This window comes from Thalassospira povalilytica, assembly GCF_002844235.1.
GTDB lineage: Bacteria > Pseudomonadota > Alphaproteobacteria > Rhodospirillales > Thalassospiraceae > Thalassospira > Thalassospira povalilytica.
Window position 1 is genome coordinate 177,555 of the sequence record NZ_PGTS01000001.1, and the last position, 14,535, is coordinate 192,089.

At 54.9% G+C, this 14,535-nt stretch carries 13 protein-coding genes; 11 read left to right on the forward strand and 2 right to left on the reverse strand.

What is annotated here, in order from left to right; genetic code table 11:
* Positions 1-107 precede the first annotated feature (107 nt).
* Together glcE and glcF are read left to right on the forward strand one after the other, a co-directional pair.
* Positions 108-1,358: a glycolate oxidase subunit GlcE gene (gene glcE / locus CU041_RS00680; protein ID WP_101245349.1), complete on the forward strand. Its 1,251-nt coding sequence runs from the start codon at positions 108-110 to the stop codon at positions 1,356-1,358.
* Positions 1,358-2,683, forward strand: coding sequence for a glycolate oxidase subunit GlcF (gene glcF / locus CU041_RS00685; protein WP_101245350.1), 1,326 nt, complete (start codon positions 1,358-1,360; stop codon positions 2,681-2,683). The genes glcE and glcF overlap by 1 nt, the downstream gene beginning before the upstream one ends.
* A 158-nt stretch (positions 2,684-2,841) precedes the next feature.
* On the opposite strand, the gene CU041_RS00690 is transcribed toward glcF, so the two are convergent.
* The gene (locus CU041_RS00690) at positions 2,842-3,144 is read right to left on the reverse strand and encodes a hypothetical protein (protein WP_101245864.1); all 303 of its coding nucleotides are present in this window, start codon (positions 3,142-3,144) and stop codon (positions 2,842-2,844) included.
* 411 nt (positions 3,145-3,555) lie between these two features.
* Here CU041_RS00690 and CU041_RS00695 point away from each other — a divergent pair, with 411 nt between their 5' ends.
* The 6 genes from CU041_RS00695 (at position 3,556) to phoB (ending at position 9,709) form a co-directional block, all read left to right on the forward strand.
* The gene (locus CU041_RS00695; protein WP_101245351.1) at positions 3,556-4,587 is read left to right on the forward strand and encodes a PstS family phosphate ABC transporter substrate-binding protein; all 1,032 of its coding nucleotides are present in this window, start codon (positions 3,556-3,558) and stop codon (positions 4,585-4,587) included.
* 134 nt (positions 4,588-4,721) lie between these two features.
* Positions 4,722-6,101 carry a phosphate ABC transporter permease subunit PstC gene (gene pstC / locus CU041_RS00700; protein ID WP_101245352.1) on the forward strand — a complete coding sequence of 460 codons (1,380 nt, stop codon included), beginning with the start codon at positions 4,722-4,724 and terminating at the stop codon, positions 6,099-6,101.
* Positions 6,102-6,153: 52 nt separating this feature from the next.
* Positions 6,154-7,443, forward strand: coding sequence for a phosphate ABC transporter permease PstA (gene pstA, locus CU041_RS00705; protein WP_228194620.1), 1,290 nt, complete (start codon positions 6,154-6,156; stop codon positions 7,441-7,443).
* Position 7,444: 1 nt separating this feature from the next.
* Positions 7,445-8,248, forward strand: a complete 804-nt coding sequence (gene pstB, locus CU041_RS00710) for a phosphate ABC transporter ATP-binding protein PstB (protein WP_170310064.1) — start codon at positions 7,445-7,447, stop codon at positions 8,246-8,248.
* A gap of 22 nt (positions 8,249-8,270) precedes the next feature.
* On the forward strand, positions 8,271-8,993 hold the full coding sequence (gene phoU, locus CU041_RS00715; RefSeq protein WP_101245354.1) for a phosphate signaling complex protein PhoU: 723 nt from the start codon (positions 8,271-8,273) through the stop codon (positions 8,991-8,993).
* Between the two features lie 17 nt (positions 8,994-9,010).
* Positions 9,011-9,709, forward strand: a complete 699-nt coding sequence (gene phoB / locus CU041_RS00720; RefSeq protein ID WP_101245355.1) for a phosphate regulon transcriptional regulator PhoB — start codon at positions 9,011-9,013, stop codon at positions 9,707-9,709.
* 113 nt (positions 9,710-9,822) lie between these two features.
* Here the strand turns inward: phoB and CU041_RS00725 are convergent, their stop codons facing one another.
* On the reverse strand, positions 9,823-11,877 hold the full coding sequence (locus CU041_RS00725; protein WP_233432964.1) for a cation:proton antiporter domain-containing protein: 2,055 nt from the start codon (positions 11,875-11,877) through the stop codon (positions 9,823-9,825).
* 299 nt (positions 11,878-12,176) lie between these two features.
* Here CU041_RS00725 and CU041_RS00730 point away from each other — a divergent pair, with 299 nt between their 5' ends.
* From CU041_RS00730 to folB, 3 genes are all read left to right on the forward strand, one after another.
* On the forward strand, positions 12,177-13,139 hold the full coding sequence (locus tag CU041_RS00730; protein ID WP_101245356.1) for a calcium/sodium antiporter: 963 nt from the start codon (positions 12,177-12,179) through the stop codon (positions 13,137-13,139).
* A gap of 47 nt (positions 13,140-13,186) precedes the next feature.
* On the forward strand, positions 13,187-13,957 hold the full coding sequence (locus CU041_RS00735) for an SDR family oxidoreductase (protein WP_101245357.1): 771 nt from the start codon (positions 13,187-13,189) through the stop codon (positions 13,955-13,957).
* Positions 13,958-14,044: 87 nt separating this feature from the next.
* Positions 14,045-14,485 (forward strand): dihydroneopterin aldolase, encoded by a 441-nt coding sequence (gene folB, locus CU041_RS00740; RefSeq protein WP_101245358.1) that lies wholly within the window; start codon positions 14,045-14,047, stop codon positions 14,483-14,485.
* The last annotated feature ends 50 nt before the right edge of the window (positions 14,486-14,535 follow it).

Sequence of the window (14,535 nt, forward strand, 5' to 3'; positions counted from 1 at the left end):
TCAAACAAGACCGTCGATCATAAGACGCAACAATAAAGCCAAATATCAGCATGTCGTTTCCCGCAAATCCGGCATGTCTGGTTCAGGAGAGGAAAAGAGAGACCGCCATGGCGGAAATTTTGACACCCACCACCCCGGAACAACTGCGCGATGCCGTTGGCTGGGCGCTTGGTTCCCGGACCCCGCTTGAAATCATCGGATCAGGATCAAAACGCGCGTATGGACATGCCGTAAAGACCAACGCGGTGCTTGATTGTTCGAAATTGTCCGGAATTCTGTTTTATGAGCCCGAAGAATTGGTGATATCGGCCCATGCCGGGACGCCATTGGCCGATATCAAGGCTGCTTTGGCTGAAAAGAACCAGCAATTCCATTTTGAACCCGGAAACTTTCCGGAACTTCTTGGCAGCGGGAACGCGCCGGATGCCGGAACGATCGGCGGCCTTGTTGCATGTAACCTTGCCGGGCCGCGCCGGATCAAGGTCGGGTCGGCACGAGATCATCTTTTGGGGTTCCAAGCGGTGTCAGGCCGTGCCGAAGATTTCAAATCGGGTGGCCGGGTGATGAAAAACGTTACCGGTTTTGACTTGTCCAAACTGATGTCGGGATCTTTCGGAACGCTTGGTGTCATGCATACCGTGACCTTGAAGGTCATGCCCTGCGACGAACAGTCGGCAACCGTTATCGTTGCCTGTGATGATCCGAAAAAGGCAGGCAAGGCAATGACCGCCGCGATGGGGTGCGAGAACGAAGTTTCCGGTGCGGCCTGGATTTCGGCGGCTGATATCGCCGGGCTTGAAATTCCGGTGGCTTCTGAATTCGGGTCGGGGCTTGTTGTCTTGCGGGTCGAAGGACCAAAGCCATCCGTCGCCTGGAGGGCCGAGGCGCTTTGCAAGGCGCTGGCATCTTTTGGTGAAACCCATGAACTGGCTGACAGCTACAGCCACCGTGTCTGGCAATATGTTGCCGATGCAAGACCGTTTGTGGAAACGTCAGGCGGGGCAAGCCTGCTGTGGCGGGTGTCGGTCCCACCGGCAATCGGCGGTGATGTGTGCGCGCAGTTGCAAGATGTCACGGGCGGTCGGGCAATGATGGATTGGGCCGGTGGTTTGATCTGGTTGGCGCTTGATGATGCCGACGCGATGGCAAACCGGATTCGCGAGATTGCAGAAATGGCAGGCGGGCAGGCCAATCTGGTCCGGGCCCCTGAAAGGGTGCGTGAAACAGTGCCGGTGTTCCATCCAGAAAGTCCTGCACTTGCGCGCATCAACGCCAAGATCAAAGAAAACTTTGATCCGGAAGGCATCCTTAATCCGGGACGACTGATGCCCGGCACCCAGATTGCGGAGGGCGCGTAATGCAGACGAATTTCAGCACCGCCCAACTCGAAAATCCGATGTTTGCCGAAAGCGAACAGATTTTGCGCAAATGTGTGCATTGCGGCTTTTGTACTGCGACCTGTCCGACTTTTGTAACGTTGGGGGATGAGCTCGACAGTCCGCGTGGGCGTATTTATCTGATCAAGGACATGTTGGAAAATGACAAACCGGCAACGGATCGGGTTGTAAGACATCTGGACCGTTGTCTGTCATGTCTGTCCTGTACCAGCACCTGCCCGTCGGGTGTTGACTACATGCATTTGATCGACAACGCGCGGGCCCACATCGAAGAAACCTATGAACGTCCTCTTGGCGATCGTCTGTTGCGCAAGCTGCTTGCGCTTGTCGTGCCCAACCCGACCCTGTTCCGGTTGTCAATGATCGGGGCAAAAATGGCGGCACCTTTTGCGCGCCTGATGCCGGGCCGTCTTAAGGGCATGGTGAAAATGGGCGCGCGCCACATGGCCCCGCCCAGCTGGGTGGACAAACCGCAAATCATTCCGGCCATCGGTCCGCGCAAGGGGCGGGTGGCAATTTTGACGGGATGTGCCCAGCAGGTTCTTGAAACGGAAATCAACGAATCGACGGTTCGTCTATTGACCCGGCTTGGGATCGAAGTTGTGGTCGCCAAGGGGGCGGGCTGTTGCGGGTCGCTTGTCCATCACATGGGCAAGGAAGAAAAATCCCACCATCAGGCCAACGGCAATATTGATGCCTGGTGTGCCGAAATTGACGGCGAGGGGCTTGATGCCATTGTCATTACCGCATCTGGTTGCGGCACCACGGTCAAGGATTACGGGCATATGTTGCGCAATGATGCTGCCTATGCGCAAAAGGCCGCCACGGTGTCTGCCTTGGCCAAGGATATCACCGAATATCTTGCCGGGCTTGATATCGAAGACAATGTGTTTGCCAACGCCACACATGGTGGTCCGCGCGTTGCCTATCATTCTGCTTGTTCGATGCAGCATGGCCAAAAGATCACCCGACCGCCACGCGATCTTTTGAAAATGGCCGGGTATGAGGTGCTTGAAATTGCCGAAGGCCATTTGTGCTGTGGCTCGGCCGGTGTCTATAACCTGTTGCAGCCCGAAATTGCGGGCAAACTCCAGGAACGCAAACGCGGCAATATTCGCGCGACCCAACCTGATCTGGTGGCAACGGGCAATATTGGCTGCATGGTTCAGATTGAAACCGATGACCTTAAGGTCATTCATACTGTGCAGTTGCTTGACTGGGCGGCAGGTGGGCCGGTGCCCGAAAAGCTGCGCGACCGGATTGGCGCAGCAAGCCTGGCGTCCTGACCCCGGTCCGGATGCTGCGGGGAAAAACTTCCCTGGGCCATTAATAAAAGAAGACGAAATATAAAAAGACGGCGGGGAATCCCGCCGTCTTTTTATTTAAGGATCGTCATGCGCGATCACAAACTGGTCAATTGGCGTTTGGGCTGGTTAATGCCGGCTCAGGATTCTTCCTTGCCCAACAGGCTTTGTGCGATGCCTTCGGCGGCCGATCCTTCGTTGCCGTCTTCGGCATATGCCGCGGTTTTGTCGCGAATCCACTGTATTGCGGCGGCGTCGTCAATTTCGACCTTTTGCGCGACAAGCGCCAGAATCGCCTCGATCGCCAGAACGTGGGATGCCACGTTATTTACTGCGACATGCAGATCATCGATATGCCGGGATGCTGCTTCGGACATTTCGCCGAGTTCCCCTGACAGTTTCTGGATCAGTTCCTGAATCTCGTCGATCGATGCGTTGCTCATGTCGTTCTCCTGATGATGCCGCCCGGTCGTGCGGGCGGCGTTTTGCTGTCCCTGATGCACAGTTGCGTGGATTGCCTGTCATGTAAAGAGGGCGCCGGGATTATTCCTGAACCGTGTGGCCGCATCTTTGCCCGATCAGCCGGAACCATCAAATGTGACAGTTTTTGTTACAGTGTGTCGCCAATTGGCCCGCCAAGGCAGAAAATCGGTCGAATTTGACGTGATTTCTGCCGGGCCGTGATTCTTTTATATCATTGATATTTATCGACAAATCACGGCGTTTTTACTGCTCTGATACGTTGTCACATAACGTTAACAAAAGCGACACAATACCGTAAGCACCCAGCGTTAGAGTCCGCCTCGCAGATCGTTGCACCGTTCCGAAGTGGAACAACCATTGGGGAATATACCATGAAGAAGACTCTTGCTGTTGCGGCGCTGATGAGCGTTGCCTTTGCTGGCGCTGCCCAGGCACGTGACCAGATTCGTATCGTTGGTTCGTCCACCGTTTTCCCGTTTGCAACCGCAGTTGCAGAAGAATTCGGTAAAACCACCTCGTTCAAAACCCCGGTTATTGAATCGACCGGTTCTGGCGGTGGTTTGAAGCTGTTCTGTGCAGGTGTTGGCGAACAGCACCCGGACATCACCAACGCTTCGCGTCGCATCAAGAAGTCCGAAGTTGAAACTTGTGCAAAGAACGGCATCTCCGAAGTTACCGAAGTTAAAGTCGGTTACGACGGTATCGTTCTGTCGAACTCGAACGAAGCACCTGAAATCGATCTGACCAAAGAACAGATCTTCCTGGCGCTTGCCAAAACCGTTCCGTCCAAAGACGGCAAGTCGCTTGTAGACAACTTCTACAGCACCTGGTCGGAAATCGATCCGAGCCTGCCGGACGTTAAAATCGAAGTTCTCGGCCCGCCGCCGACCTCCGGTACCCGTGACGCCTTCACCGAGCTGGTACTCGAAGAAGCTTGCGATGCCTTCCCGGCGATTGCTGCTCTGAAAGACAGCAACAAAGACCAGCACAAAGCAGTTTGCGCAGGCGTTCGTGAAGACGGTGCCTATGTTGAAGCTGGTGAGAACGACAACCTGATCGTTCAGAAGCTTGAAGCAAACCACGATGCGCTTGGCATCTTCGGTTTCTCCTTCCTCGACCAGAATGGCGACAAGCTTCAGGGTTCGAAAATCGAAGGCGTTTCGCCGACCTTCGAAGCCATCTCGGCTGGTGACTATCCGGTTTCGCGTTCGCTTTACTTCTACGTAAAGAACGCACACGTCGGCACCATCCCGGGTATGAAAGAATACCTCGCAGAATTCACCTCTGACAAAGCATTCGGTGACGAAGGTTACCTTGCTGACCGCGGTCTGATCCCGATGGATGCCGCCGAGCGTGAAGCTGTACGCAACGCTGCGATGAACCTTTCGCCGCTGAGCATGTAACGCGATCTTTCAACCGATGGCGGCTAATGCTGCCATCGGTTTCTTTGTTTCCAGGCTTGATTAATTTATTGTTTTTGTCCTATTGGCCTCTCATCTGATTACTACAGGCTCACCTGGCAAACGGATTTAACGTAATGTCCCTGTCTTTCCTGTTGCTCGCGGTTGCTGCACTTTGTGCATTGTCCTTCTATTTCGGGCGCCAGCGGGCCGTTGCCCTTTCGGGTGGACGCTACAGCAATCTTCATTCTCTTCCGGCTCATTACGGGACATATGTTGCCCTGTGGTGCGGCCTTCCTGCTTTGCTGTTGCTGTTCGTCTGGCACACGTTCCAGGGATCGGTCATCGAAGCGATGATCATTGCCGATCTGCCTGCAGAAATCACATCTGACAGCGGTCAGCTGTCGCTTGCACTCAACAGCATTTCGTTGATTGCGGCGGGGAATGGTCAGCATCTGACTGTTTCACCCGAAGTTGTCGATGCCGGTCGCCGTCTTGCGAATTTGCAGTCGATTGCCAACGCAGCACTGATTGTCGTGATGCTGTGTGGTGCGGTTATCGGGGTTTCGCTTTCCTATCGCAAAATTTCGCCGGAACTGCGCGCACGTAACAATGTCGAACGCATTTCGCGCTGGGTGATGATTGCCTGTTCGGCGATTGCAATCCTGTCGACGGTCGGAATTGTGTTTTCGCTTCTGTTCGAAGCACTGCACTTCTTTAGCAAGATCAACCCGCTTGAATTCCTGTTCGGTCTGGAATGGAGCCCGCAGACGGCCATTCGCGCCGACCAGGTCGCATCCGAAGGCGCATTCGGTGCCATTCCGCTGTTTGTCGGAACACTTCTGATTACCGTGATTGCAATGTGTGTTGCGGTTCCGGTCGGTTTGTTCTCGGCCATTTATATGGGGGAATATGCATCCCCGAAATTCCGTGCGGTTGCCAAACCGGCACTGGAAATTCTGGCTGGTGTGCCGACCGTTGTTTACGGCTTTTTCGCAGCCCTTACGGTTGCGCCGTTCCTGCGCAACAATGGTGCTATCCTTGGTCTTGATGTCAGTTCGGAAAGCGCGCTGGCGGCGGGGCTTGTCATGGGGGTCATGATCATCCCGTTCGTATCGTCACTTTCGGATGATGTGATGTCACAGGTGCCCAAATCGCTGCGTGACGGGTCGTATGGATTGGGCGCAACCAAATCCGAAACCATCCGCCACGTGATTTTCCCGGCGGCTTTGCCCGGGATTGTCGGTGCGGTTCTTCTGGCTGTGTCGCGCGCAATTGGTGAAACGATGATTGTGGTGATGGCCGCAGGTCTTGCTGCCAACATGACGGTCAACCCGCTTCAGGCCGTGACGACTGTGACTGTGCAGATTGTTACTCTTCTGGTCGGCGACCAGGAGTTTGACAGTGCAAAAACCCTCTCAGCCTTTGCGTTGGGGCTGGTTCTTTTCCTTGTCACCTTGGGCTTGAACGTATTTGCCCTTAAGGTAGTTCAGAAGTATCGCGAGAAATATGACTGATATGGCATCCCTTATGGAAGACAGAGCCGCAGCAAAGGTGATTTCGGACAAAATGCACAAGCCCGTAGACTGGGACAGCCCGAAGATCGCACGTAACATCAAAAAGCGTTACGCAGCTGAGCGTCGTTTTAAAATCTATGGACTAAGCGCGATCGGTGTTGCGCTTCTGGCCTTGTTTGTTCTGGGTTTCTCTATTGTCTCCAAAGGCTATAGCGCATTCTTCCAGACCTACATTCAGCTTGAAGTTCACTTTGATCCGGCGGAAATCGATCCGGACAGGACGGGTGATCCGGCCGTTATCGGCAAGGCTAACTTTGACGGCCTGATCAAGCAGTCCCTGCGTGAACGGTTCCCCGAAGTAACCAGCCGCCGCGATCGCCGTGATCTGTATGGCATCGTGTCAGGTGGTGCGTCCTATGATCTGCGTGAACGGGTTATGGAAAACCCGAACCTGATCGGGCAGACCCGCAAGATCTGGCTGATTTCCGGTGATGATTTCGACATGCTCAACAAAGGCTATATCGATGCCGAAGTTGATGAAAGCAGCCGTCGTCTCAATGACCAGGAAATCGGATGGTACAATGCGCTGGTCGAAGACGGTGCGGTCGAAAAGCAGTTCCATGCCCGCTTCTTTACCAGTGGTGACTCCCGCGAGCCGGAACTTGCCGGTATCTGGGGGGCGGCTGTCGGGTCGTTCTATACCCTGCTTGTGACCTTGGCCCTGTCTTTCCCGATCGGGGTTCTTGCGGCGGTCTATCTTGAAGAATTCGCACCGAAGAACCGGTTCACGACCATTGTTGAAGTCAATATCAACAACCTTGCTGCTGTGCCGTCGATTGTGTTCGGTCTGCTTGGTCTTGAGGTCTATCTCAATGTCATGCATCTGCCGCGTTCGGCCCCGGTTGTCGGTGGCTTGACGCTGGCTCTGATGACCTTGCCGACCATCATCATTGCGTCGCGTGCAGCGATCAAGGCGGTTCCGCCGTCAATCCGCCAGGCGGCCCTTGGTCTTGGTGCCTCGCCGGTTCAGACCGTAACCCACCATGTGCTGCCGCTGGCGATGCCGGGCATTCTGACCGGGACGATCATTGGGATGGCACAGGCACTTGGTGAAACGGCACCGCTTTTGATGATCGGCATGGTTGCCTTCATCGTTGATATCCCGGGTGGTGCACTTGATCCGGCAACGGTTCTGCCGGTTCAGATCTATCTGTGGGCAGACAGCCCGGAACGTGCCTTTGTCGAGAAAACCTCGGCAGCGATTATGGTGTTGCTGGCCTTCCTGATCCTGATGAATGGACTGGCTGTGTATCTGCGCAAAAAATTTGAACGGAAGTGGTAAAATGGCTGCTGTATCCCAGAGCGCAATGACGGCAGAGCCGTCGGTCGCAAGCCCGAAAATGACGGCACGTGACCTTAATCTTTTCTATAGCGACAATCAGGCGCTGTTCGATGTCAATCTGGATATCGTCGAACGTCAGGTTACCGCTTTGATCGGCCCGTCGGGTTGTGGCAAGTCGACCTTCCTGCGGTGCATGAACCGCATGAACGACACGATTGATGGTGTGACCATCAATGGCAAGGTGACCCTTGATGGCCGCGATATCTATGACAAGCGGATCGACGTTGTTCAGTTGCGCGCACGTATCGGGATGGTGTTCCAGAAACCGAACCCGTTCCCGAAATCGATCTATGACAACGTGGCCTATGGCCCGCGCATTCATGGTCTGGTCAATTCGCGTGACGAACTTGATGAAATTGTCATGACCTCGCTGGAGCGTGCCGGTCTTCTCAAGGAAGTCAAAGATCGCCTGCAATCGCCTGCTACCGGTCTTTCGGGTGGTCAGCAGCAGCGTCTTTGCATCGCACGTGCGGTCGCGGTCAGCCCGGAAGTCATTCTGATGGACGAGCCGTGCTCGGCACTTGATCCGATCGCAACGGCAAAGGTCGAAGAGCTGATTGACGAACTGCGTTCGAACTACACGATCGTGATCGTGACGCACTCCATGCAGCAGGCTGCGCGTGTATCGCAGCGGACCGCATTTTTCCACCTTGGCAAGCTGGTAGAAGTTGGTGAAACCGATCAGATCTTCACCAACCCGAAAGACGACCGCACCAAGGGTTACATTACCGGTCGCTTTGGTTAAGCGATACGAGGAGAACGCATAAATGGCTGACGACAAAACACATATCGTGAGTTCGTTCGACGAGGAACTGACCCGTCTGAACAACATCATCTCGCAGATGGGCGGGCTTGCAGAAAGTCAGCTGATCTCTGCGATCCGCTCTATTGTAAAGCGTGACTCGGAACTGGCTGAAAAAGTCATTCTTTCAGACCATCGTATCGATGTTCTCGAACAGGAAGTGCAGGATTTTGCGGTCCGTCTTCTGGCCCTGCGCCAGCCGATGGCTGATGACCTGCGTCAGGTCGTGACGGCGCTTAAGCTGTCCAATGATCTTGAGCGTATTGGTGATTTGGCCAAGAACATTGCCAAACGTGCCCAGGTCCTGAACCAGATCCCGCCGATCCGTCCGGTCCAGGTGATCCCGAATATGGGCAAGCTTGCCCAGGAAATCATCAAGGATGTTCTCGACGCCTATATCGAAGGTGACGCCGAAAAGGCGGAACGCGTCTGGGCGCGCGATCAGGAAGTCGATGACATGTACAATTCGCTGTTCCGCGAATTGCTGACCTACATGATGGAAGATCCGCGCAACATTACGGCATCGACCCACATGCTGTTCATCGCCAAGAACATCGAACGTATTGGCGATCATGCCACCAATATCGCCGAAACGATCTATTACCGGATCAAGGGCGAAGACCTGCCGGCAATCGACCGGCCAAAAAATGATGCAGCGAACTTTGCTGTTGTCGAACCGAATGAGTGACACTGGAGCATAGGAAGATGGACCCAACGGTTCTTATCGTCGAGGACGAAGCTGCAATCGTAACCATGTTGCGCTACAACCTCGAACGTGAGGGGATGCAGGTTGTCGAAGCCGGTGACGGTGACGAAGCGTTGAAAATTCTTGCTGAAACGCATGTTGATCTTGTCCTTCTGGACTGGATGTTGCCGGTCATGTCGGGGATCGAGGTTTGCCGTCAGATCCGCCGCAAGCCCGAAAGCCGCGATTTGCCGGTCATCATGGTGACCGCGCGCGGCGAAGAAGGGGATCGCATTCGCGGCCTTGATACCGGTGCTGATGACTATGTCACCAAACCGTTCGCGATTGGCGAGTTGCTGGCACGTATTCGCGCACTTCTGCGCCGATCCGGTCCGGCGCAACCACAAGGGCAGTTGGTCTATTCCGATATCGAAATGGATCTTGCCGCCCATCGCGTCAGCCGCAATGGCAAGGCCATCCACCTTGGTCCGACCGAATTTCGTCTTCTTCGGTATTTCCTTGAACATCCTGGACGTGTTTTCTCCCGCGAGCAGCTTTTGAATGCTGTTTGGGGACCGAACATTTATGTCGAAACCCGTACGGTTGATGTGCATATCCGCCGCCTGCGCAAGGCCCTGAATGATGTCAAAGGTACCCGCGACATCATCCGGACGGTTCGGGCAGCCGGCTATGCGCTGGACTCGGAAACTGCGGCCTGATTGATCCGGCCACAAGGCCGGACTGCTGGCTGGTTGGATGGCTCGTCGGAAAAAATTCTGCCACTCAGATCAAACAAAACCCCCGTTGCCACAGGCCGCGGGGGGGGGTGCATTTAGCTGTCTTTAGCTTTGCCGCGTGTGGTGCGGCCTGACCGGGATGTAGCCGGTTTGTCTGATGGCGCAGTCTTTGTCGCCGGTTTGCGGGGCGCTGCTTTTTTTGCCGATGTGGTTTTGCCCGACGTTGTTTTGGTTGCGGCGGGTTTTGTCGCAACCTTGCGCGCGGTTGTTTTCTTTGGCGTGGTACGCGACGCAGGTTTCTTTGCCGTCGGTTTGGGTTTTGCGGTTTGCGCAGCCGTGCCGGATGCCTTTGTTGTTTTCGCGGTCGCCGGGGATGCAGATGCCGCAGATGGTGTTGTTGCTGGTGCGACTTCTGATGCCGGTGCTGCTTGTGCCGGTTCCGGGGCTTTTTTACGCTGGGTCCTTGGCGCCAGTTCGTTCATCAACAGCATGTCGGCACGCCGGAACTTGGCGATTTCGGCATCAATGTCTTCTTGTGGCACGTCGCAGGCCGACAGCACATGATCCGAAAGCCGAAGGCCGGTTTCCAATACTTCGGGAATTGCCGCATCGGCCCCGCTGCGCGACAGCGGACCGATATGGGTGATGTCCTGGGCGCGGGCAAAGATCTTGAGATGCGGATAATGCTGACGTAGAAGCGCAACGGTCTTTTCGGTTGCATGCGGGTTACCCATGGCAACAACCGCAATGCGCGCTTCATCGGTGTGGGCGGCGCGGAATGTTTCCGGGCGCGATCCGTCGGCAAAGAATACGGGGAGCCCCTCTGCACGACCGCGCGATACCTGTTGGGCATCACTGTCGAGAACAATGAACGGAATATCTCGGGTTTTCAAAAGACGCGCCAGAACCCGGCCAACACGCCCGCTGCCAATGACCAGCACATGCTGGTGGATGCCTTCGGTTTCATCCGAGATCGGGCCAAGCTGGTCGTCTTCCTTGGGATGCAGCTTTTCCTCGATCCGGTGGCCAAGATTGATCAGGGTCGGTGTCAATGCCATCGACAAGGCAACCACCGGGATCAGCATCGCGGCAAGATCACGCGGAATTGCACCATTCTGGGCCGCCAGTGCAAACATGACGAATGCAAATTCACCGCCTGCTGCCAGGCTCATCGCAACACGAAGGGCCGAACCCCGTTCGAACCGGATCGCTAAGGACAAGACAAACAGAACGGCCGTCTTGATGACAAGCAATGCAATCAGCCACAGCAGCACACTGCCAAACTGTTCATAGACAACATTGGCATTGACCGACATCCCGACCGACATAAAGAACAGCGACAGGAAAACGCCACGGAATGGCGCGATATCGGCTTCGATCTGATGACGGAATTCGGTTTCGGCCAGCATCACACCGGCAATGAACGCGCCAAGTGCCATCGAAAGTCCGGAAACCTCAGTCAGGGTGCTGGCGGCAAGGACAACGAACAGGGTGCCAATCGCAAACAGTTCCGGGTTTTTAAGCGACGCGATATAGCGAAACAGATGTGGCAAAAGATACCGTCCTGCGACCAGAAGCAGGGCGACAGAACCGAAGCCAAGAAGAATACTGATCCACGGGCTGGTTTCGGTACCGGCATTGCCCGCCGCCTGAACCATGATCAGGAACGGACCAACCGCCACGTCCTGGACCAGAAGGATTGCAAGGGCGGCCCGCCCGAAACGGGTATTGAGCTGTCGGTCATCGGACAACTGTTTAAGGATAATCGCGGTTGATGACAGGGCCAGCGCACCGGCAATAACAAGGGATGCGGCCAATGGCAGATCAAGCAGCGCCAGAACGCCCATGATCGCAGCCATTGAAACCAGGATCTGCAACAGGCCGAGTGCCGCAAACCGCCCGCCAATGACGCGCAATCGTTCGCGCGAAAGTTCAAGCCCGATCATGAACAGCAGGAAGACGACCCCCAGTTCGGCAACTGTGGAAATGTCTTCACGTTCGGTAATCAGTCCAAACCCGAATGGCCCGATGCAAAATCCGCCGATCAGAAAACCGATAATCGAATTGGCGCGCAAACGATGCGCGATGGGTACTGCAACCACAGCCGCAGCAAGGATCAGGAACAGCTCGAACAGAACGCTGTGATGCATGGTCAGAATCGATCCGGCAAAGCAGATAAATATTTGAAAACAACGAGATGATCAGGATAGCGGAATTGAACGGTATCGTCCTGTGGAAATTTGACGATGCCAACGCAATTAACCCGTACCGGTTTGATCTGTTTCAAGGCTTGTCTTGTTGGTTTGACCTAATGCGCCGGGCGGGGAATTCAATTGTGTGCTGTGAAAATTGTCATGCCCTGATGACTTGCCAATCCCGGTGCCAGATGCCATGTTCCGCGGGCCTGATCAGGTCCATATAATTGACACCCAATAAGAGCAAACGCGTCTTGGAACAGCTTATCCCCTATCTTCAGATTATCGCCGGTCTTGTCCTGTTGACGGCTGGTGGCGAATTTATCGTGCGTGGTGCCGTTGGATTGGCTCTTTTGCTTGGGGTGTCAAAAGTCATTGTCGGTTTGACGATCGTTGCGGCCGGGACATCGGCGCCGGAATTTGTCGTGTCATTGAACGCATCGCTCAAAGGAACGGCCGATATTGCGATGGGCAATGTGGTCGGTTCCAATATTGCCAATATATTGCTGATCCTCGGTGCGGTTGCGGTGCTTAAACCGGTTGCGGCAGGTCGTATCACGGTTGTTCGCGATGGCGGTACCATGCTGCTGGGCACCGTTTTGTTCATCGCACTTTGCATGTTCGGGGCGATTGACCGGTGGGCCGGGGCCCTGATGCTGTGTGTGTTGGCGGCTATCTGGTACTTCACCTACAAGCATGACAAAAACATGCCCAGCGAAGCCAGCCATCTGCATGAAGAAGAAGTTGATGAAGTCGGCGAGGTGCCCAAAGGCTGGGCCAAGCCGCTTGTGGCGACCCTGATCGGGATTGGCGCACTGATGTTCGGGGCGGAATGGCTTGTTGACGGTGGCGTTGCCGTTGCCCGGCAGTTCGGTGTTTCCGAGGCCGTTATCGGTTTGACGCTGGTTGCGTTCGGAACGTCATTGCCCGAGCTTGCGGCATCTGTGGTCGCGGCATTCCGTGGTCATTCAGATGTTGCACTTGGCAACGTGCTGGGCTCGAACCTTTTGAACCTTCTGGTGATTATTGGTGGGGTGTCGCTTATTGCGCCAATTCCGGTGCCGGAACAGATTTTGAATTCCGATTTGTGGATCATGCTGGCGGTAACTGTCGGGTTGCTTGCCGTTGCCTATGCGTTTCGCAAAATTTCGCGCATTACCGGAAGTGCATTTGTGATTGCCTATTTGGTTTATGTCTTCCAACTTGTAGCAGCCTGAAAACCGGCTTGGTTGAATTGACAGACGCATAAAGGGATCCGCAGAAAATGACTGCACAGGTGCCCAAAACCGTTTTGATTACAGGTGCAGCTAAACGCATCGGTCGGGCCCTGTCGCTTGATCTGGCGCGAAATGGCTATGACGTAGCGCTGCACTGTCATCATTCGCGCAAGGATGCCGAAAGCCTGGCCGAGGAAATCCGTGCATTTGGCCGAAGCGCCTGTGTGATTTCCGCCGATCTCGCCAGCGAAGAGGACACCCACCGGATCGTGCGCGAAGCACAGGCGGCCTTGGGGCCGATTGCGGTTCTGATCAATAATGCGTCGACATTTGAATATGATGACATTCAGTCGGCCACCCGCGAAAGCTGGGACCTTCATATGGAGGCCAATCTGCGGGCGCCGTTTGTTCTGTCACAGGAATTTGCCAAACGCCTGCCCGACGATGTCAAAGGCCTGATCGTCAATATTATCGATCAGCGGGTCTGGAATCTGAACCCGCATTTCGTGACCTATACATTGTCAAAGGCCGGGTTGTGGACCTTGACCCAGACCCTTGCACTGGCATTGGCGCCGAAAATTCGTGTAAATGCGATCGGGCCGGGGCCGGCTTTGCCTAGTAGCCGACAAACACAGGACATTTTCGATCAGCAGTGCGAGAAAACCCCGCTTAAAGTCGGGACAAACCCGCAAGAGATTTGCGACGCGGTTCGATTTTTCCTTGCCGCGCCTGCCATCACCGGGCAAATGTTAGCCCTTGACGGCGGGCAGCACCTTGATTGGGCGCCCAGTGGCAATAATGACAAGCCAATCGAATGATGTCAGGCATGATGGTCTGACATCGGCCGGACGGGGAGGGCAGCACAAGGCGCCCATACCCAAAAGCAGCACAAGGAAGACCCGACTATGACCGCAGGCCTGAAACAGGATGCCAAAATTACGACATTGCCTTTTGCCGATCTGCCTCATGCAGACCGGGCCGGCAGCCTGCGCCGTGTCTTTGTGCGCGATATGGTCATTCATACCTCGATCGGTGTTTATGACCATGAAAAGGAAGCCCCGCAACGGGTCCGGATCAATCTTGATCTGGCAGTCCTCGAAGGGGACGGGGTTCAGAATGACGATATCACCACAGTCCTGAGCTACGAGGATCTTGTGGTTGGGACCCGACGCATCTGCCAGGATGGTCATGTGAACCTTGTGGAAACCCTTGGGGAAAAACTTGCGGATATGTGCCTTGCTGATCCGCGCGTGCGCAAGGTGATCGTCCGGGTTGAAAAGCTCGACGTTTTTGAAGACGTCTCGGCGGTCGGGGTCGAAATCGAACGGCACAATATCGCGCGTTGATTTACGCCCGATTTCGTTAAAAAATTTACTTTTTCAAACCGGCGGGTCAA

What these genes read in the sequence shown, in the direction of transcription:
- glcE (WP_101245349.1), top strand. Translation starts at nt 108, where the DNA reads ATGGCGGAAATTTTGACACCCACCACCCCGGAACAACTGCGCGATGCC.
- glcF (WP_101245350.1), top strand. Translation starts at nt 1,358, where the DNA reads ATGCAGACGAATTTCAGCACCGCCCAACTCGAAAATCCGATGTTTGCC.
- CU041_RS00690 (WP_101245864.1), bottom strand. Translation starts at nt 3,144, where the DNA reads ATGAGCAACGCATCGATCGACGAGATTCAGGAACTGATCCAGAAACTG.
- CU041_RS00695 (WP_101245351.1), top strand. Translation starts at nt 3,556, where the DNA reads ATGAAGAAGACTCTTGCTGTTGCGGCGCTGATGAGCGTTGCCTTTGCT.
- pstC (WP_101245352.1), top strand. Translation starts at nt 4,722, where the DNA reads ATGTCCCTGTCTTTCCTGTTGCTCGCGGTTGCTGCACTTTGTGCATTG.
- pstA (WP_228194620.1), top strand. Translation starts at nt 6,154, where the DNA reads ATGCACAAGCCCGTAGACTGGGACAGCCCGAAGATCGCACGTAACATC.
- pstB (WP_170310064.1), top strand. Translation starts at nt 7,445, where the DNA reads ATGGCTGCTGTATCCCAGAGCGCAATGACGGCAGAGCCGTCGGTCGCA.
- phoU (WP_101245354.1), top strand. Translation starts at nt 8,271, where the DNA reads ATGGCTGACGACAAAACACATATCGTGAGTTCGTTCGACGAGGAACTG.
- phoB (WP_101245355.1), top strand. Translation starts at nt 9,011, where the DNA reads ATGGACCCAACGGTTCTTATCGTCGAGGACGAAGCTGCAATCGTAACC.
- CU041_RS00725 (WP_233432964.1), bottom strand. Translation starts at nt 11,877, where the DNA reads ATGCATCACAGCGTTCTGTTCGAGCTGTTCCTGATCCTTGCTGCGGCT.
- CU041_RS00735 (WP_101245357.1), top strand. Translation starts at nt 13,187, where the DNA reads ATGACTGCACAGGTGCCCAAAACCGTTTTGATTACAGGTGCAGCTAAA.
- folB (WP_101245358.1), top strand. Translation starts at nt 14,045, where the DNA reads ATGACCGCAGGCCTGAAACAGGATGCCAAAATTACGACATTGCCTTTT.